Genomic DNA, 18246 nt, shown 5'->3' with positions numbered 1-18246 from the left:
GTTGAAAAAGGCGAAAGAGCGGCAATAGTAGGTCCGAGCGGAGCGGGCAAGACGACAATAGCAAATCTGATAATGAGGTTCTACGATCCCGATGACGGTAAAATTTCTTTGGACGGTCATGACATAAAAAATATAAAACTGAAATCGCTGAGAAACAGCATAGCTCTTGTGTCCCAGGACATTTTTTTATTCCGGGACACCGTCATGGAAAACATAAGGTTCGGCTCTCCGTCTGCTACAGACGATAAGGTCGTCGAAGCCGCGGAAAAAGCGAACGCGGATGCTTTCATTACAAAACTGGAGAAAGAATACGACACCATAATAGGCGAGAGAGGTTCAACTCTGTCCGGAGGCGAAAAGCAGAGAATTTCCATCGCAAGGGCAATCTTGAAAAACGCGAAGATTCTGATCCTCGACGAAGCGACTTCCCAGCTGGATGCGGAGTCCGAAAACTTTATCAGACTTGCGATGTCTGAACTGATGAAGGAAAGAACGTCAATAGTTATTGCCCACCGTTTGAGCACTATAAAAGACATGGACAAAATAATAGTTTTAAACAAAGGCGAAATACTTATGACGGCTAAGCATGAAGAACTGTTCGAGAAATGCGAGCTCTACAAGAGTTTATACGAGTCTTTTTCAAACTTCAGCGCATGATTTTCAATCTGAAACATTTTTGAGTTTTTCTTTTAACGATGAAAGATATTTGGGTAAACCGATCTTTTTGTATATGTTTTCAGCTTCATAATAATGTGCTTTGCTTCGTTCAATGTCACCCATGGAAGAATAAAGATCGCCGAATAATTCTTCTATCCTCGCCGTGCTTTGATCGTCAGGAATGTCCAGTAGTTTGTTTATTTGATCGGCTCGTTCTATGATAACGCGCGCTTTAGTCAAATTCCCTGTTTTCATGAGAGTTTTGGCCATGTTGATCAGTACGATTATTGAATACTTATTGTTTACTCCGAATATTTTTGTAAATCCGAATAAAGAAGCGCCGAGATGTTTTAAAGACTCTTCTAAATTCCCGAGTTCTCTTTGAATGTTGCCGAGTTGATTTAAAGAAGTTGCTGTCTCGGCGTGATGCTTTCCGAAGTGTTTCATTCTGCCTGACAATGCCTTTTCAGTATATTTCAGTGCCTCTTCAAGATTGTCGTTTTCCAAATATGAATAACCGATGTTGTTGAAAATATTGCAGGCAAATACAGTTTCGAGGCCAAGAGTGTCCTGGTAAATTTCGAGAGCTCTGCCGAAAAAATATATCGCACCTTCATAATCGGGAACATCGTTGTAGATGGCTCCTTTGTTGCCGTATAAAAAGGCTATGTCGGGGTGTTTTTCTCCGTAAATGTCTTTTAAAACGTCTATGGCTTTGTCTATGTATTTGATTGATTTTTGAAGATCGTTGTTATAATAACAGCACACGGAAATATTCGCAGTGAAATAAGCGTTTTTTGGAGACCGTGATTTGCCAATCTTCTCCATAATCTCTATCGACTTATTGTGGTATTCAAGAGCTTCATCGAGACGGTTTATTTCCGTTAAAACCACACCTATGTTATTGTATGTGTCGGCAACTCTTTCATCCAATTCTCCGTAATTGTTTTTTTGAATTTTTAAAGCTTTGTTGGAGTAATCCAACGATTTTTGGTACTCATTTTTTTCCTTGTAAATTACTGCGAGATTCGTCAGTATCTCTTCGGGAAGATCTGAGTTTTCTGGAAGCAGGGATATGCAGGATTCATAGAATTTTAGGGCTTTGTCGTATTCACCCATGTAACGGTAATTTATACCGATGTCGATGAAATATTTGATTTTCAGAGACACGTCTTCAATGTTGAATTTTTCAAGAATTTCGAGTGATTTTTCCAAAACGGAAACTGAAGAACGGTAATCTCCCTTTTCAAACAAGTACCGACCCGTGATTTTCAGTATTTTTGATGTCTCCGGATGGCAGCTGCCATACAGCTTGACTGATATTTTTAGGGATTTTTTCAAATATTCCCATGCTTTCTCAACGTAATACTTTTCGAGTGATTCTACCGCGGATTTTTTGTAATATTCGCAGGCGAGTTCCATAAGCTCAGCGTTTTCGAAATGATATGCTATTTCCGGGTAATGTGCGGGATCGTCTTTGAACTTGTTCAAAAGAACTTCTCCGACCAATTTGTGAAGTGATCTCAAGTGTTCTTTTAATTGCATCTGATAAACAGTGTTTCTCAAAAGAGAATGGCTGAATATGTATTTTAACTCGGTGATTTTTTTCCATATTCTGAATCCTGTCGTAGTTTTTATTACGCCATCTATGTCGTCGAATTGCTTGCTCGCTTTCTCTGAATGTGTTCTGTAGATTTTTATCAGTTCTTTCAAAACATCGACTTCGAATTCCATGCCGAGAACGCTTGAAATGACAATCGTCTCTTTGATTTCCCCGGTGAGTCTATCAATTCTCGATACTATAATGTCATTTATCCTGACTGGTATTTCTTCAGTGTTTCTGTCGAGCCGGAAAATATTTTCTGAAAGTCTTAAGTGTCCGTTTTCAAGCAGGAAAAAGCAATATTGTTCAGTATAGAAAGGATTACCCCCGGCTCTCTCGTGTATAAAATACAGCAAATCCTTATCGCATTTGTGACAGAGGAAGTTTTCAATCATGATTGCATTTTGTTCAGGCAATAACTCGGAAAGAAGAATGTCGATAAATTCAATTTCGGGATCGGTTTGTATCTTCGGCTTTGACAGGTCGTCGTTTAAACGACTCGAAAATATTATCATGATCGGATAATGCTCGATGTTGATAAAAAGAGTCTTGATAAAAGCCAAGGAGTCCGAGTCGTAATCATTGAAATCGTCGAAGACAATTATTATGGGTTTGATAGACGACAGAAAACGGAAAAAATCTCTCAGCGACAGGTTTATGAGTTCAGGCAGTTTGCTGTTTTCGATGTCTGAAATCATAGGATGGTTTGAAAAAAAGCCTAGAAAATACCCCACAAAAACCTTTATCCTCAGAATTTCATCACTTGGCGGATCAGCATCGGTTTTCGAAACAAAATTTTTGAATAATTCGGAAAATTTATTCTCGAAAGCGGTCTTGTTTTCAGAAAGACTCGCTTGTTCTGAAATGTCAAAACATTTATTGAGGCTAAGTTTAACAGGGTTCATGCTTTTTTTCACAACCGGATCGGTAGTGAAAATGAATGTGCGGGCATTTTTTGACGATCTTTTTGTGAACTCTTTTATGAGCTGGGATTTTCCCATTCCCGCTTCGCCGTATATGTAATGCAAGCCGGGAAAGAATCCCGAGCATGTTTTTTTCAATTGCCCTGTCAAAAAGGACAATTCATTTTCCCTGCCCACGAATTCGGTTTCGAAATCGGTCAGTTTATTTTTTTTAGACATCAGCTTTCCGATGCGTTGCTCTTTATTAAATCCTTTGAGTTTTTCGAGTAAAAACTCGCCGGTGATGAATTTGTCCTTAACTTTGTTGCCGACATCGTCTGTAATCAAAATTTCGCCGTATTCAGATCTGGTCATCAGCCTCGAGGCAAGATTTACAACACTTCCCAGCGCGGTGTATTCGCATCTTGAAATCCCTCCAACAAATCCTGCGTAAACTGTTCCGTGAGTCATTCCAATTTTTATATTGTCACCGTGAATATCCTTAAGCTTAAGTGAAAACCCGCAAGCTCTCTCAATGTTATTGTCGAATGAAACCGGAGCTCCGAAAAGCACTAAAGAGACAAAACCTTTGTCCGTGTAAGTTATTTTATTGACATGTCCTCTGAATTCACTTGAAAGATTCAGTATTGAAAGGACGACCGATTCAACGGAATTTGCTTCAGTTTGCTTGATTGAAATGAAAACTGGCGATATTAAACGGAATTCACCCTGACGAGTTATTTTTGAAATGCCTGGATGAATGAATTTTTCGGAGGCGTCCGCTGATTGTTCTGTCAGTACATATTCTGTTTTTTGAGCGATGAGAAGTTTTTCCAAAACGAACATGTTGTTGGAAAGAGGCCGCGTCTTTGCCGAACGGAAAGATTTGACGTTCATGCGGGCGTCGATTACAGTTTCCATCATGTCGCAGTTATTTTCGCATTCGATGCAATTTTTGACAGTTTCACCTGAAAAATAATATATTTTTCTCAAATCGTTTCCGATTATTGAAAATTCTATTTCGCCGAAAGATATACCTGTTTTTATGGACATATAAAAATTTCCGAATCTGGTTCTGAAAACGGATTTGTCGGAAAAGTAGCCGGTGATTTCATCGGAAGACAATAAAGCGTTCGTGTGACTTTCTTCTCCGGGAAAAATTGCCGTTAAAGCGTCTCCTTCGAATGATGAAACAAATCCTTTTTTCCCGTGTATGCTTGTAATTATTCTCTCAAACGTCCGGCTGATGAAATTACCGAGAACTTCTATGCCCTCTTTGTCTTCTTTCATCAGTTTGTCTGTTATGGAAGTAAATCCTGTCAAGTCGAGAAACATGACGCATCCCGTAAATGTGCCCTCGTATTCTCCCTTGAAATATTTTTCCGATATAAAGTCTGGAATGAATTTTTTCATTTTTTTTCTGATGCGTTATTACTTTATAATATCAATTTAAAAGGATTGTGTCTTTATAGATGAATAATGAACAATAAAAGGGGTTTGATTTGAAAATCATAGATCTTCGTTCGGACACGGTGACGAAACCGACCGAAAAGATGAGAAAGGCTATATTTGAAGCTGAAGTAGGCGACGATGTTTTGGGGGAAGACCCGACTGTAAACGAGCTCGAAAAGCTCTCAGCGGAAATACTCGGCAAAGATGCCGCCCTCCTCGTGCCGTCAGGGACGTTCGGCAATCAGCTCGCCATTGTTTCTCATTGCTCGAGAGGCGATGAAGTCATTGTTTCAGAGGACTGTCACATAGTCGTTCACGAAGCCGGAGCGAGTTCCGTAATCGGCGCGGTTCAGCTCAGGACGGTCCAACCGGTTTCCGGAATACTGACGGCGGATGAAATTGAACCCCGGATAAGAAAAGACAAAGACATTCACTTTCCGAAAACGGGCCTTATATGCCTTGAAAACGCCTTGTCCAACGGAGACGTACAGACAGTGAAAGAGATGAAAAGGATAAGTGACTTGTCAAAAAAATGGGACGTTCCAATACATCTCGACGGGGCGAGGATTTTCAACGCCGCTGTCTTTCTAGGAGTCGAACCTTCAGAAATAGCAAAGAACTGTGACAGCGTCATGTTCTGTCTTTCAAAAGGGCTTTGCTGTCCTGTCGGATCCATATTGGCTGGAACGTCACGATTCATTGAAAAAGCCAGGAAAAACAGAAAAATAATGGGCGGCGGTATGAGGCAGGCCGGAATAATAGCCGCACCCGGCATCGTCGCCCTGAAAGAGATGACTGAGAGACTTTCCGAGGATCACGAAAAAGCCAAAAAGCTCGCGGAAGCTTTTTCGTGGTACAACATTTTCAACGTCAATGTTGATAAGGTCAAGATAAACATGGTTTTTATTAAATTCTCTACAGAAAATACTGCCGGTAAATTTATTGAAATTCTAAAAGAAAATAATATATTGACTTATCCCCCTGAAAACCGGTTTGTCAGATTAGTCACTCACAGAGAGATCTCAAACGAAGACATAGAGCGCTTTATCGAAGTTCTGCCTTTAATGGCGGAAAGACTTGGTAAAGCAAATTGAAAATAACTTTTACGATTTAACTTCAGGAGGGTTTATGGAAGCGATGGAATGCATCCTGACCAGGCGTAGCATCAGAAAATATATAAAAAAAGAGATTTCAAAGGAAGACTTGGACAAAATAATGAAAGCAGCTATGTTCGCACCTTCGGCGAGAAATCTGAGACCGTGGCATTTTATAGTTGTCGACGACAGGAATACTATGGAAAAAATGGCAGGAGTTCATCCATACGCGAAAATGCTGCTTGAGGCGCCTTGTGTCGTTGTTGTCTGCGCCGACGAGAGCATACAGGAAAACGCCGGATACTGGGCTCAGGACTGCTCGGCGGCTCTACAGAACATTCTTTTGGCGGCTAATTCTCTCGGTATAGGCTCGGTGTGGCTGGGAGTTCATCCGAGAGAAGACAGGACGAAAGGTATTTCGGAACTTTTCAGGCTTCCTGAAAAAATTAAACCTCTCGGAATAGTCGCTCTCGGTTATCCGGCCGAAAAACCCGAACAGCCAAAGAGATTCGACCCTTCGAGGATACACCTGAACAAGTGGAAATAATAAAAGGGCGGCAGGAGCCGCCCTAAAAAATTCGCCTTATAAAAAAGTTTATTCCATCATTTTCGCGGCGAAAAGCTTATCCATGCCGACTGTGTCCTGTTTGACTTCAGGAACGCCGGGAATCATGTAATCAACTACATAATTTGTCTCTACGACGGCTGAAATGGCGCCGAAGTACCACACGAAACTTGTGCCGTTGGGCGCTATCATGACGGGTGTTCCGGCGACAAAAGTCTCGGGAGTAGCGTCGGTTTTCACAACGTAATAATAAGCGTTCGTGTTGGGATAGGTTCTTCCTGTTTCGCCCTTGGCAAACGAGTCGGCCCAATTAAAAGTGATTGAGTCTTCGGTTAAAACCGTGACGTAAGCTGAATCGTAGTGGAAAGATTCGGTCGTAGTCGTACGGGCAAAAATAAATGATCCCACTTCGACGTATACTTCCTCGACAACCACGGTGGTCGTGTCAACTACCGTAGTGTCTACTGCTGTCGTGTCAGTCTGTTCCTGCGGTTTCTGACTGCAGGATATCGCCCCCAAATATAATGCAAAAATTGCTGTCAGAGCGAGTGTTAGAACGATGCTGTTCCTCTTCATAACTGATTTTCCTCCTGTTGATGTACGCTTTTCCAAGCACATTATTCACATGCTTACACTTATGTAACACATACTTTTCACCATGAAAAGCTATGATACATTCTGAAATGAAACCCAATCGGTTTTTGATAAGCGTGCATTATATAACTATTTTTTAAAAATGCAAGCACAATTTTATTGATGTCAGGCACTAAAAAGCAATATAATTCAAAACATGAAAACAGTGATTTTGACGAGAACTTTCAGGGCTGACGCCGCTCACAAAATTGCGGGATTGACCAAGGAGCACAAGTGCAGTTCAATTCACGGTCACTCATTCAGGATAGAAGTCAGTGTCAAGGGCGAGGTAGATCCCGACAAGGGATGGCTCATGGATTTCGGTGACATTAAAGATATTGTCAATCCGACAATAAAAAAAATAGATCATAAATTTCTCAACGAAATTGAAGGCGTCGAATCCGGAACGAGTGAAAATCTCGTTATTTGGCTTTGGAACAGTTTAAAGCCGGTTTTACCCCAGCTCTTTGAGATAACTGTCTGGGAAAGCGACAGTTCCCGCTGTTCATACAAAGGCGAATGAATTGAGCATGCCGGATATTCAGAACGACGAGCCCGAGCACGGAATAGACGTCGATTCAGTCGGCGTAAAAGACATCTTTTTCCCGATTTCGGTCGAAGACAGGGCAAACACAAAACAGCAGACCATTGCCAGAATCTCGATGTTCGTCGAACTGCCGAAACATTACAGGGGAACTCACATGAGCAGGTTCGTCAGCGTCCTGCACTCGTATCAAAAAGAATTTTCAATGCTCAACATGGGAGAGATATTAAAACATGTAAAAGAAGGTCTCGAGGCTGAAAAAGCGTTGATGGAAGTCGGATTTAAATACTTCATAAAAAAGAAGGCTCCCGTCAGCAAAATAGAGAGTTTGATGGACTACGACTGTTGTTTTCGCGCGGCGACGGGTGGAAAAGATGATTTTGTTCTCGAAGTGAAAGTCCCGGTGATGACGCTTTGCCCCTGTTCCAAGGAGATATCCGCCAGGGGAGCTCACAATCAAAGGGCGGCTGTTAGAATTCAGGTGAGATACAACGATTTCATCTGGATAGAAGAACTTGTCGAATTGGCTGAACGCAACTCGAGCGGGCCGGTTTTTTCCCTGCTCAAAAGGGAAGACGAAAAATTTGTCACGGAAAATGCTTTCGACAGGCCGCGTTTTGTCGAAGACGTGGTCAGAGGCATTGCCAAAGAACTTTTAGACGATAAAAGAACACTTTGGTTCCGCGCCGAATGCGAAAGCATGGAGAGTATTCATAATCATTCCGCCTACGCTGTCATAGAACGAAGAAAATAATTTGTTCCCTGTCAGTTGATCCATGGAAAAACGAACATTCCCTGAGTCGAGTCAAAAGCGCAGGAATCGGCTTCAGACATGCTTCCGACGTGAACGCTTAAAGATTGTGCGATAGCTGTTATGCGCCTTGTGTCGTATGGAGAAAATTCTGCCGTTTCCCCCGAGATAAAGAGAGACAAAGCTTTGACGGCATCTTTTATCAGGACTTCGTATTTCCCGCCGGAAGGCTTGAATTGAACATAAGTCGGAAGGAAAGACACTTTAGAGATTTTTGTCTTTCCCGAAAAATACATAACTATATCTAACTTAAGGATTATTCCCGCGTCCCGAGGAACCGTCCTCTGCGATGAAATGAAGTTTCCGAGGGAGTAAGCGCAAAACGCGTGACCGGAGGCATGTTCCCTGTCAGATCGGTCCAACCACTCAAAGGGCTGGACGACGTGAGGATGCATCCCTATGACCGCGTCGGCTCCGAAAGTAACTATCGTGTCGAAGAAAGATTTTTGCCCGGGTGAAGGGCGCAAAGCATATTCAGTGCCGTAATGCAGTACGACTACTGTAAAATTTGTTCCCTCATTTTTCGCTTCCGAAATGTCCGCGTGTATTTTTTCCGCGTCTATATAATTTACAAAACAGGTGCTATTACCTGGCAGAGAGAGGCCGTTTGTGCCGTAAGTGTATGAAAGGAATGCGATTTCAATTCCGTTGACGCTGACAACAGTGAATTTCTTTTCACTCGAATCGGCGAATGTTCCCGTGTGGCGTATTTGAAGGCTGTCGAGTACTCTCAAAGTTCTTCGGAGTCCATATTCGCCTCTGTCGAGGCAGTGATTGTTGGCGGTCGTCAGAAGGTCAAAACCGGTTTCTTTCAGAGCAAAGGCGAGCTCGTCGGGAGAGTTGAAAAGCGGATAGCCTGAAAAGATATTGTCTTCACCGGAAAGCGTCGTTTCGAGATTGCCAACAGTCAAGTTTGACTGAATCAGGATTTCGCGAACATCCTCGAAACTTCCGGTGAACGAATAATTACCGGCATATCCGTCGAAAGCGCCTTTCAGTTGTTCGTCGTGAACCATTATGTCACCGACGAATACAACGGAGATTCTTTTTGGTAGAAATCTCGAATAAAAATCTGATTCTGATAGTTGCAAAAGTGATGAAAAAAATAAAAGACAATAGTTGATTACGAATATTGCGGAATTTGACATACGAATAAATTCAGTTGCCGAAAATCTCCGGTCTAAGTGTATATTTGACTATTCTGTCCCCGTTGGCCGTGAAAAGGCAATTGTTTTTGTCTATGTGCATGCTGTAATTGGGCGCTTCTGCCGAAAGGTGAGTCAGGAATTTACCGTCCTTGCTGAACACTTCAATTCCGTCGTTGTCGGATACGTAGATGTTCGATTGATTGTCCACAGCGATTGAAGTCGAAGCGAAGCTTATAGACCCAGGATCGTTCCCTTCCGAACCTATCCTGTTCAGAAACTTGCCTTCCGGCGAGAATCTGAAAACCGAGCAGTTGAATGTTCCCAGAATGTAGACATATCCAGATCCGTCAACCGCCAGGTGGCAATCGAGTTCGGAATCGTCCGAGTGAGAAGACACGGCATTTTGGATTGTCCAGACGACGTTTTTGTTTTTATCCACTTTCGCCAAATTCTCGCTTTCGTAGATAACGTATATGTATCCGTCTGCGCACACCGCCACCTCAGAGAAGTAATGCGTTGATAAAACGTTTTTCGGAATTGAATCTATCAGGGTGCCGTCAGCAATATCGTATGAGAAAACGTCTCCTTGCACCACTGCAAAAAGCTTTCCGGAGTTGTCAATTGAAAATGACTGAACGTATGTTTTGCGGCCTGTCTTCCATTGTCTCAAAAAATTCATAGAAGAATCGAAAACCTGTATTCTTCCGTCTTCGTACTCGCAAGTTACAATATGTCCGTCATAAGTTGTCAATACCAGCCTGACGTCCTGGAAATAACCCGGTCCGGTCCCTTCGGATCCGAACTCGAGCTCTTTTGCTATTTCTCTGTTTTCACTGAAGGTTTTTGAAGATTTGACATTATGAAAAAGCAGAAATATACCGGAGGTCATCAAAATGATAATGCTGAGCGCTATCACGGCCAAAGATACGGCTGTTTTTTTAACCGGTACGACTTCTATGGAAGAAAAGGAGCTTGTAATGTTTTGCATGGATTTTGAGTCGAAGGTAATTTCGTGGTCATATTCCCTGTTTTTGTTTTTAATTTGCAGATAAGTCAGACAGTAAGGACATTTGTATTTTCCTTTTACCTTTTCGGGATCGAGTGGGGCTCCGCAGTTCGGGCATTTGAATACATCTTTGTCCATCATGATTTTTCATTCTCCGTTATTTTATTGTGGTATACAAAAACTCCGTATGGTCTTGAAATTCTCACCCGGGGAAGAAAGTAGAGAGGGAAGGAAGCCTGAATCGTCTCTTTTATTACCGGTTTGAAAAAATCACGGAGCCGAATGTTGACGTAATCATCGTCTGCTCTTCCCACGAACACAATGCAAGAGTTTTTCAATGAGAGCTCTTTGATCTTTAAGCACGTTTTATTCAATTCTTCGGGGGAAAGGTAATACAAGACTTCGGAGCAGAAAAAAAGGTCGAATTTTGCGTCAGTTGAAAATGAACAAACGTCGGCTCTTTTGAATTCGAGCCGTTTTTCATTTTCGAACTTTTTCCCTGCTTCCCGTACCGCTTTAACCGAAATGTCAATGCCTGTGACTTTTTTCGCGACTCTCAGCAGAGAAGATGTGAATGAGCCTGTGCCGCATCCGACGTCGAGTGCGTTTTCGAATCCTGACTTTCCGATTATATCGATTACTTTGGAAATCTTCTCTTTTTCGTAATCCGATTTTTCAGTTTTAAAAGGGTCGTTCATTGCCGAATAAAGCAAGTCGAAAAAAAAAGCCGAATCGGTTGTTCTTACCGTCAGATAATAAGCCTCGGTGAAGAATTTTACGGGGCCCGGACCAAGAATGTTTACAGCCATCGTTGATATGATAAAATAAATCTGCGTCAAAAGCGAGAAATGTTGTCAAAGGCTTTTCAAAAGCCGTTATAGTCATTATAATGAATAATAAAAAAAAGAGGCGCTAATGGAAAAACCCAAAAGTGAGATTCAAAAAGGAAAGTTGAAAAAAATGTCCGAACTTTCCAAAATTGACCCGAAAGATATAATAAACATTGACCCTGCCATAGAAAGAGGCATGGGGGTCGCGTACATTCTGAGTCTTCAGAAGCTTACGACGAACATAGTTAAAAACAATTCTCCGAGAATGAAAAGGATAGTCAAGGACACGATAGATGTCTGCCTTAACGCCGCTGTCTCTTCGGGAAAAATAAACGTGATTCTTTTCGACGACCAGATTGAGAAAAATACGGCTTTGCTCGAAAGGATACAGAAAGATCTCGAAATAAGTTTCGATCACATTACCACGGACAAGCTTCACCTGGACAGCATAGTACCTTACATGCTCGGTCTTCTTTTTGACGAAAATGTCAGCATTCTCGAACAGAACGAATCCAAACTTAAAAGCGCTTACGCCCTAATAGCCGGTTTCTGGACCATATTTCAGGCATATCTCATCAAGCTGGGATACGGTAAATCCGACAGGGAGAATTTCCTGAAATATCTCGAAAGCATAGCGAAAAAAGAAGACAGAGCCGACCTCGTGGAAAACGATTTGTCTAATTGCGAAATACGATCGAACAGGCTTATCGAAGAAATCAACCGTTACATTCCAAAATCAAAAAAAATGCTTTATTCGATAGACGACAAAATCGAATACACGATAAAAAAAATGAGATACCAGAAAGAATCTCTCTCTAAATTGACAAACATGGAAATGAGCTCTCTGGAAAAATTGTCGAACGAGATTTTCACGAACAGAGACGACGACAAAAAAGAGATGTTCACGGCAGAATCCGACACGGAAAGAGGTTCGGCAATCTATCCAATACAGGCAAAAATCGAGATCATCAAGGAAATATTCAACATTCTGAAAGTGTTAGGCAGTTCCGACAAAGAAATTCTCGCCGCTACGGACAAGATATCAATTTCAGAATTCAAGTTTTACATATATGAAAAAGCCCTCGACCTCGTCCGTGAAATAATAACCAATCCTGACGTCGACAAATACGAAAAAGAAAAGAAGGAGCCCATAATAGATTTCGGCGAAGTCGCCATTTACATAGACGAGATAGTGGATTTCAATGTGATAATGCTCGACGATAACCTGAGAGAAATAATCGAAGAACTCGGCGGAAAAGCCATGGAAAAGAAGAAACTCGAAAGGGAAAAACTTATAATTGAATCCATTGAAAAAGCGCAGGAATATCTGGAAAAACCCACTGAAAAAAACATAAAAGGGGTCAACGAGCTGATGCTGCTCGGGAAGGAGATTCTAGAAAGCTATTTCACGGATATAGAGATTGTCAATTTTTACAGAAATGAATATATAGGCAAGGATGAAAGACTGGTAAGATACGCCCTGGGTTACAAAGCGGCTCAAAACATATACATGTCCTCGATCCTGTCAAAAGACATCGGATACACTTTCAATTACCTTCCGACAAATATTTACAATCCGTTCAACATGATAAACGTCCTGGGAAAAATAGAAGAGATTATAAGCAGGACTCTCAAATCGTCTGCTCAGAAAATGCACAGATAATAAGATGTTATATAATAAAAATCCTGCTGAATCCTGACTTAAGCACATAATGAAAAGAACCGGTTACGGAAAGATTGCCGGAGTGCCAGTTTCAGTCTTTATTTATGTTTGATTTTCAAGAAATTCCTGGACAGAAAAGGCGGCTATCGCACCGTCTCCGACGGCAGTCGCAACCTGGCGAAGAATTTTTTTTCTGACGTCGCCTGCCGCGAAAAGACCGGAGATTTTTGTCTTCATCTCATCGTCCGTCAGGACGTAGCCTCTCTCGTCAAGAATTCTCATGTCCTTGAAAAGAGATGTGTTAGGAACTGAACCGACCAATACGAAAACTCCGTCCGTTGAAATTTCTTTTTCCCGAGAAGTTTTTACGTTTTTTACCTGAACTGAATTGACTTTTTTGTCGCCTTTAATCCCGGTTACTACTGAATCCCACTCAAACGATATGTTTTCTTTATCGAAAGCTTTTTTCTGTATTACTTTCTCCGCTCTCAGCTGATCGCGTCTGTGTATAATAATAACTTCCGCGCATATCTTGGAGAGAAACAGAGCCTCTTTTACCGCTGAATCCCCTCCTCCGACGACCGACACTTTTTTCCCTCTGAAGAGAGGACCGTCACACGTGGCACAGTAAGAAACTCCTCTTCCCGTGAAATCTGTTTCGCCGGGAACTGAAAGCTTCCGGTCCGTCGTTCCTGTGGCAATAATAACCGATTGTGCTTTTATATCAGTTCCGCTGTCAGTTATAAGTGAAAACAGATTTTCGGCATTCGTGTCTATTTTTTCCGCGCTCGCCATGACGAGTTCAGCTCCGGCTGACAAGGCTTGCTCGCGCATGACCTGCGAAAGATCGAAACCCGAGATTCCCCCGGCGACACCCGAATAATTTTCAACGATGTCTGTCAGGCTTATCCTGCCGCCCGGCAGAGAGCCTTCGAGGACGAGAGTTCCGATGTCAGCCCTCGCCGCGTAAAGAGCGGCGCAATATCCGGCGGGGCCTCCGCCGATGATGATTAATTGATGTTTTTCTTTCACAGAATATAAAAAAACACATGTCGGAATTAAAATCAAGAGGTTAGTTGAGATTCCTACAGAAGACAGACATATTTGAACAAAATTCAGTAAATTGGTGGTTGACAATTTATGCAAGTGCTGTTATATTGACTGGTATGAAAAGGATAATTCTCGCGGCAGTGATGCTATTTCCTTCACTCATATTCTCAAAGATAAATATAAACGAGGTCTTTTATAATATTCCCGAAACGGCAGGCTGGAGCAATCAGGACCAATGGGTCGAAATTTTCAATTTTTCGAACGACAAAGTCACGATGAATTCATGGAAACTGAAGACGCCTACGGGAGAAGTGTTCACATTCTCGATTTCAATGGAACCGGGTCAACGTGTTGTTTTCGTCGCCGACAGTTCGAGATTTGTCGCTCATTGGGATTCCTCTCTGTCTTCGACGACTTTGATTGTCCAGTACGGAAGTTCAATCAATATATGCAGAAACGTCGGAGGTCTGACGCTTCTTGATTCCGGAGACAGCGAAATTTCGAAAGTATTATGGGGAGGAACGGGAACATCACAAGGGGTCTCTCCAGGTTATTCTCTGGGGCTTTATCCTGAAACTAATTTCGCTCCGCAACCTGAGAACTATACGGTGTGCTATCCGACACCCGGAAACAACAACAGAGAAATTCCAGCTTCGGTGATTAATCCGTCAACCTGGGGCCGAATTAAAGCGATGTTTTCAACGGAACGCAAATAATTTGAAGTTTAAGACATTTATTATATTCTTTTTCTTTTCATCCCTGAATGTTTATGCGTCAAAATACGCCGGTGAGTTTTTGGCTCTCGGGTTCGGCGCGAGATCTCTTGCTATGGGGCAGATGGAAGGCATTCTTACAGGAGAGCATTCTTTTTACGGCAATCCAGCCGCGATGAGTTTTTCAAACAAATGCTACAGCGCCACACACGCTTACGTATTTTCGGGCAACCTGTCTTACAACGGATTTTCAATGATTTTCCCGGAAGCAAAAAGATCTCTCGGCATCGGACTCGTTCACCTCGGCATATCGGGGATACCTTATACTTTGGACGCGCTCAGAGATTACGGAGAGGATGGCATACCGGGTACCGGTGATCAGGGGGAGAACAACGGATCTCTCGATCCCGGTGAATGGCTCGACTACGACAGAGTATCATATTTCAGCGACGACGATTACACCATGTATGTTTCATACGGGCACAAAGCCGGCGAAAATCTTTCCTTCGGAGTGACAGTCAAGGCCGTTTATAGAAAAATCGGCGATTATTCCGCCTACGGTGTCGGAACCGATGTTGGGTGTTTTTACAGGACGAAAAACCTGGATTTTTCGGCGGTATTAAGAAACGCGACGACTACGATTTTGTCGTGGAGCACCGGAACAAAAGAATACGCTTATCCTTTCCTGAAAACAGGCATAATGGCCAGAGCGCCTCTTTCCTGGCGCGACGTTTCCCTGTCGTTCGGCATTGAAACCGACATATATTTTGAGAACAGAAAACTCTCTTCTCAGTGGGACGTGTCTTCCTTGAGTATGGACAGTCATTACGGAGGAGAAGTTTCCATTAAGGACAGATTTTTTCTGAGAGCGGGAAGCAATTCCGGTCATTTGACCGCCGGAGGAGGCTTTGTTTTCAGTTCATTTTCTGTTGATTACGGTTTTATGAGCCATCAGCAATTAGGCTCTTCCCACAGGTTTTCTCTTTCTTACTTTCCCCGCTGATTTATTGACCGCCGTTTTCGAACCATTTGACGAAACCGGGCACTAATTTCCTTGTCAGGTAATTGTTCCTCGGCAATATCCTTACTGAAAATCCGTTTTTACCGCTTTCCAGACACGGAATTCGCCCTCTGAATACGTATTGGCCTTTGCCTGTATTCTGGACGGACGACATGGCTATACAGGAAGGATTCTCTATTTCGCCGTTGTAACTTAATTTGCCGTGGCAGATTTCGACGGATACATCGTCGGGATTGAGACCGTCCATGTAGACCGTGGAAACTACTTCTATCTGCGTTCCCATCTGAACCGGAGCGGCAGTGTCGGCAGAGACGTCAATAATTTTGACGTTGTTCCATTCCCTGGAAATCAGATCAAACCTGGAGGAGAAGTCTTTGACTCCCTTGAAGTCGTTCTCGGTGAGTGTCCTCCATGAGTTATGCGATGGGATGTAAAATTTCTCTGTGTATTCGCATATCATTCTGTTAGTGTTGAAAACCGGGCAAAGAGTTCTCATGGATTCTTTTATCATTTTAATCCATTCTCTCGGGAGTCCGTCTCTGGCTATGTTGTAGAATTTTGGGACGACGTCGTTCTCCAGAGTGTCATAAAGTGAAGAGGATTCCACTTCATCTTCGGCTTTGTAATCCTGATAGACTTCCCCCATTCCAATGGACCAGCCGTTTTTGCCGTTGAATGCTTCGTTCCACCAGCCGTCGAGAACGCTCAGATTCAGCCCTCCGTTGAAACAGACTTTCATTCCGCTGGTGCCGCTCGCTTCGAGCGGTCTTCTGGGCGTGTTGAGCCAGATGTCGCATCCTTGAACCATGTATCTTGCTACGTTCATGTCGTAATTCTGGATGAAGACGATATGATTCCTCAGATGAGGCATTCTCGAGACCTGGAATATGTGTTTGATGATGTCTTTTCCCGCGTCATCTCTCGGGTGCGCTTTTCCGGCGAAAATGAGCTGAACCGGCTTGTCTTTGTTGGTCAGTATTTTCGTTATCCTCTCGAGATTGCTTAATATTAGCGACGCTCTCTTGTATGTTGCAAAACGCCTTGAAAAGCCTATTGTCAGGGTGTCCGGGTGCAGAACTTCGTCGGCTTCTTCGATTTCCTTTGCTGAGGCTCCCTGTTCGGCGAGTTGTTTTTTGAGCCTTCTTCTTATGAAAGCGACAAGCCTTTCTCTTCTTCTCTCATGTGTTCTCCAGAGTTCGTTGTCCGGGATGTCGAGAACTCTTTCCCAGATTTTCAGGTTTTCGGGTTCTTCGAGCATTTTTGGTCCTATGTACCTGAGAAACAACTGTTGCATTTCGCCGGAGGTCCAGCTGTTGGGATTTATTCCGTTCGTTATGTGAGTTATGGGAACTTCATCGGCGTCCAGTCCCTGCCAGATGCCCGACCACATGGAACGGGAAACCGAGGCGTGAAGTTTGCTTACGGCGTTGCAGTAATGTGAGTTGTTGATGGCGAAAACAGTCATGCCGAAATGTTCTGAAGCGTTTTTGGGATTTTGCTTGCCGAGAGAGTAAAGCTCCTCTTTCGTCACTCCTATCTCTTCGCGAATATATCCTATGTAATGCTCGATCATGTCAGGGTGAAAAACCTCGTTGCCGGCAGGTACAGGTGTGTGAGTGGTGAAAACGCAGGAAGAGGCTGAAAGAAGCTTCGCCTGGGTATAGGTGAGCCCGTTTTCCTTCATCAACTGTCGTATTCTTTCTAAAATTATAAAAGCGCTGTGCCCTTCGTTCATATGGACGACGGTGGGATTCAAGCCTATTTTTCTGAGAGCTTTGAGTCCTCCTATGCCCAGAAGAATCTCCTGCTTTATACGCAGGTCATTGTCGCCGCCGTAAAGTCTTTCTGTAATGTATCTGCCGAGTGAATCATTTTCCGGTATGTTGGTGTTAAGAAGGTAGAGTTTGATTCTTCCGACCGAAGTCTCCCAGATTTCTGCCCAGACTTCCTTTTCCGCCATCTTTACTGAAATTTTCAAAGTGGAGCCGTCGTTTACGTTGAGGACTCTTACAGGCATATTGCTGAAATCGTTTTCAGCGTATTTTTCGTGCTGCCAGCCGTCGTTCGACAAATATTGCGTCAGGTAACCCTGGCCGTATAGAAGCCCCACGGCTACAAGAGGAATTCCGAGTTCACTGGATGATTTCAGATGGTCTCCTGAAAGTACGCCGAGCCCTCCCGAGTATAGAGGCAGGCAGTCGTTGAGGCCGAACTCCATCGAGAAATAGGCTATGACGGCGTTTTGTATGTCAGAGTGTTCTCTTTCGAACCACCTCGCCCCTCCGAGATATTCGTCGAGATCCTCCTTGACCCTGTTCATGTGGGCGATGAAACTTTCATCTTTGATGAGTGCGTACCAGTTTTCCTGAGGTACCATAGAAAGAAGAGCGACCGGGTTGTGATTTGCTTGCTCCCAAAGTTCTGGTGAAATCCTGTGAAATAACTTTACGGCTTCTTCATTCCATCCCCACCAGAGGTTGAACGCTATAGTTCTGAGATCTGCGAGTTCTTCCGGCAAAGAAGGAATTACTTTAAATGTTCGGACGGGTTTCAT

Annotated in this window: 15 protein-coding genes; 8 read left to right on the top strand and 7 right to left on the bottom strand. The window is 43.1% G+C overall.

Features of this window, described 5'->3' with window-relative positions; translation table 11 throughout:
• A partial coding sequence (locus JXL83_04290; GenBank protein ID MBN2363332.1) for an ATP-binding cassette domain-containing protein occupies positions 1–657 on the top strand: 657 nt, incomplete at its 5' end.
• A gap of 3 nt (positions 658–660) precedes the next feature.
• On the opposite strand, the gene JXL83_04285 is transcribed toward JXL83_04290, so the two are convergent.
• Entirely contained in the window at positions 661–4575 is a 3915-nt protein-coding gene (locus JXL83_04285; GenBank protein ID MBN2363331.1) for a tetratricopeptide repeat protein, read from the bottom strand.
• An 89-nt stretch (positions 4576–4664) separates the two neighbouring features.
• On the opposite strand from JXL83_04285, the gene ltaE reads away from it, so the two are divergent.
• Complete coding sequence (ltaE, locus tag JXL83_04280) at positions 4665–5708, top strand: low-specificity L-threonine aldolase (GenBank protein ID MBN2363330.1); 1044 nt, start codon at positions 4665–4667, stop codon at positions 5706–5708.
• A 34-nt stretch (positions 5709–5742) separates the two neighbouring features.
• On the top strand, positions 5743–6255 hold the full coding sequence (locus JXL83_04275) for a nitroreductase family protein (GenBank protein ID MBN2363329.1): 513 nt from the start codon (positions 5743–5745) through the stop codon (positions 6253–6255).
• 48 nt (positions 6256–6303) lie between these two features.
• Here the strand turns inward: JXL83_04275 and JXL83_04270 are convergent, their stop codons facing one another.
• Entirely contained in the window at positions 6304–6849 is a 546-nt protein-coding gene (locus JXL83_04270) for a hypothetical protein (protein MBN2363328.1), read from the bottom strand.
• A gap of 214 nt (positions 6850–7063) precedes the next feature.
• Between JXL83_04270 and queD the strand changes: the two genes are divergently transcribed.
• Complete coding sequence (gene queD, locus JXL83_04265; protein MBN2363327.1) at positions 7064–7429, top strand: 6-carboxytetrahydropterin synthase QueD; 366 nt, start codon at positions 7064–7066, stop codon at positions 7427–7429.
• Positions 7430–7436: 7 nt separating this feature from the next.
• On the top strand, positions 7437–8204 hold the full coding sequence (locus tag JXL83_04260; protein ID MBN2363326.1) for a GTP cyclohydrolase I FolE2: 768 nt from the start codon (positions 7437–7439) through the stop codon (positions 8202–8204).
• Positions 8205–8215: 11 nt separating this feature from the next.
• Here the strand turns inward: JXL83_04260 and JXL83_04255 are convergent, their stop codons facing one another.
• The 3 genes from JXL83_04255 to JXL83_04245 form a co-directional block, all read right to left on the bottom strand.
• A complete protein-coding gene (locus tag JXL83_04255; protein ID MBN2363325.1) occupies positions 8216–9277 on the bottom strand; it encodes a CapA family protein in 1062 nt (353 codons plus the stop codon).
• 142 nt (positions 9278–9419) lie between these two features.
• Positions 9420–10556, bottom strand: a complete 1137-nt coding sequence (locus JXL83_04250; GenBank protein ID MBN2363324.1) for a hypothetical protein — start codon at positions 10554–10556, stop codon at positions 9420–9422.
• A complete protein-coding gene (locus JXL83_04245) occupies positions 10553–11224 on the bottom strand; it encodes a class I SAM-dependent methyltransferase (protein ID MBN2363323.1) in 672 nt (223 codons plus the stop codon). Before JXL83_04245 ends, JXL83_04250 begins: the two co-directional genes overlap by 4 nt.
• 106 nt (positions 11225–11330) lie before the next feature.
• Between JXL83_04245 and JXL83_04240 the strand changes: the two genes are divergently transcribed.
• The gene (locus tag JXL83_04240; protein ID MBN2363322.1) at positions 11331–12908 is read left to right on the top strand and encodes a hypothetical protein; all 1578 of its coding nucleotides are present in this window, start codon (positions 11331–11333) and stop codon (positions 12906–12908) included.
• A gap of 102 nt (positions 12909–13010) precedes the next feature.
• Here JXL83_04240 and trxB read toward each other — a convergent pair whose 3' ends face one another.
• Entirely contained in the window at positions 13011–13940 is a 930-nt protein-coding gene (gene trxB / locus JXL83_04235; protein MBN2363321.1) for a thioredoxin-disulfide reductase, read from the bottom strand.
• Positions 13941–14074: 134 nt separating this feature from the next.
• Here trxB and JXL83_04230 point away from each other — a divergent pair, with 134 nt between their 5' ends.
• Positions 14075–14674, top strand: coding sequence for a lamin tail domain-containing protein (locus JXL83_04230; protein ID MBN2363320.1), 600 nt, complete (start codon positions 14075–14077; stop codon positions 14672–14674).
• Position 14675: 1 nt separating this feature from the next.
• A complete protein-coding gene (locus tag JXL83_04225) occupies positions 14676–15674 on the top strand; it encodes a hypothetical protein (GenBank protein MBN2363319.1) in 999 nt (332 codons plus the stop codon).
• Between the two features lies 1 nt (position 15675).
• On the opposite strand, the gene glgP is transcribed toward JXL83_04225, so the two are convergent.
• Positions 15676–18246 (bottom strand): alpha-glucan family phosphorylase, encoded by a 2571-nt coding sequence (gene glgP / locus JXL83_04220; GenBank protein MBN2363318.1) that lies wholly within the window; start codon positions 18244–18246, stop codon positions 15676–15678.

Source organism: candidate division WOR-3 bacterium (assembly GCA_016934535.1).
Lineage (GTDB): Bacteria > SDB-A > SDB-A > SDB-A > SDB-A > JAFGIG01.
This window is presented reverse-complemented; position numbering and strand designations above follow the sequence as displayed.

Excerpts from the sequence above, each read along its gene's own strand:
- JXL83_04285 (MBN2363331.1), bottom strand. The coding sequence starts at position 4,575 with ATGAAAAAATTCATTCCAGACTTTATATCGGAAAAATATTTCAAGGGA.
- JXL83_04275 (MBN2363329.1), top strand. The coding sequence starts at position 5,743 with ATGGAAGCGATGGAATGCATCCTGACCAGGCGTAGCATCAGAAAATAT.
- JXL83_04270 (MBN2363328.1), bottom strand. The coding sequence starts at position 6,849 with ATGAAGAGGAACAGCATCGTTCTAACACTCGCTCTGACAGCAATTTTT.
- queD (MBN2363327.1), top strand. The coding sequence starts at position 7,064 with ATGAAAACAGTGATTTTGACGAGAACTTTCAGGGCTGACGCCGCTCAC.
- JXL83_04260 (MBN2363326.1), top strand. The coding sequence starts at position 7,437 with ATGCCGGATATTCAGAACGACGAGCCCGAGCACGGAATAGACGTCGAT.
- JXL83_04255 (MBN2363325.1), bottom strand. The coding sequence starts at position 9,277 with ATGGTTCACGACGAACAACTGAAAGGCGCTTTCGACGGATATGCCGGT.
- JXL83_04250 (MBN2363324.1), bottom strand. The coding sequence starts at position 10,556 with ATGATGGACAAAGATGTATTCAAATGCCCGAACTGCGGAGCCCCACTC.
- JXL83_04245 (MBN2363323.1), bottom strand. The coding sequence starts at position 11,224 with ATGGCTGTAAACATTCTTGGTCCGGGCCCCGTAAAATTCTTCACCGAG.
- JXL83_04240 (MBN2363322.1), top strand. The coding sequence starts at position 11,331 with ATGGAAAAACCCAAAAGTGAGATTCAAAAAGGAAAGTTGAAAAAAATG.
- JXL83_04230 (MBN2363320.1), top strand. The coding sequence starts at position 14,075 with ATGAAAAGGATAATTCTCGCGGCAGTGATGCTATTTCCTTCACTCATA.
- glgP (MBN2363318.1), bottom strand. The coding sequence starts at position 18,246 with ATGAAACCCGTCCGAACATTTAAAGTAATTCCTTCTTTGCCGGAAGAA.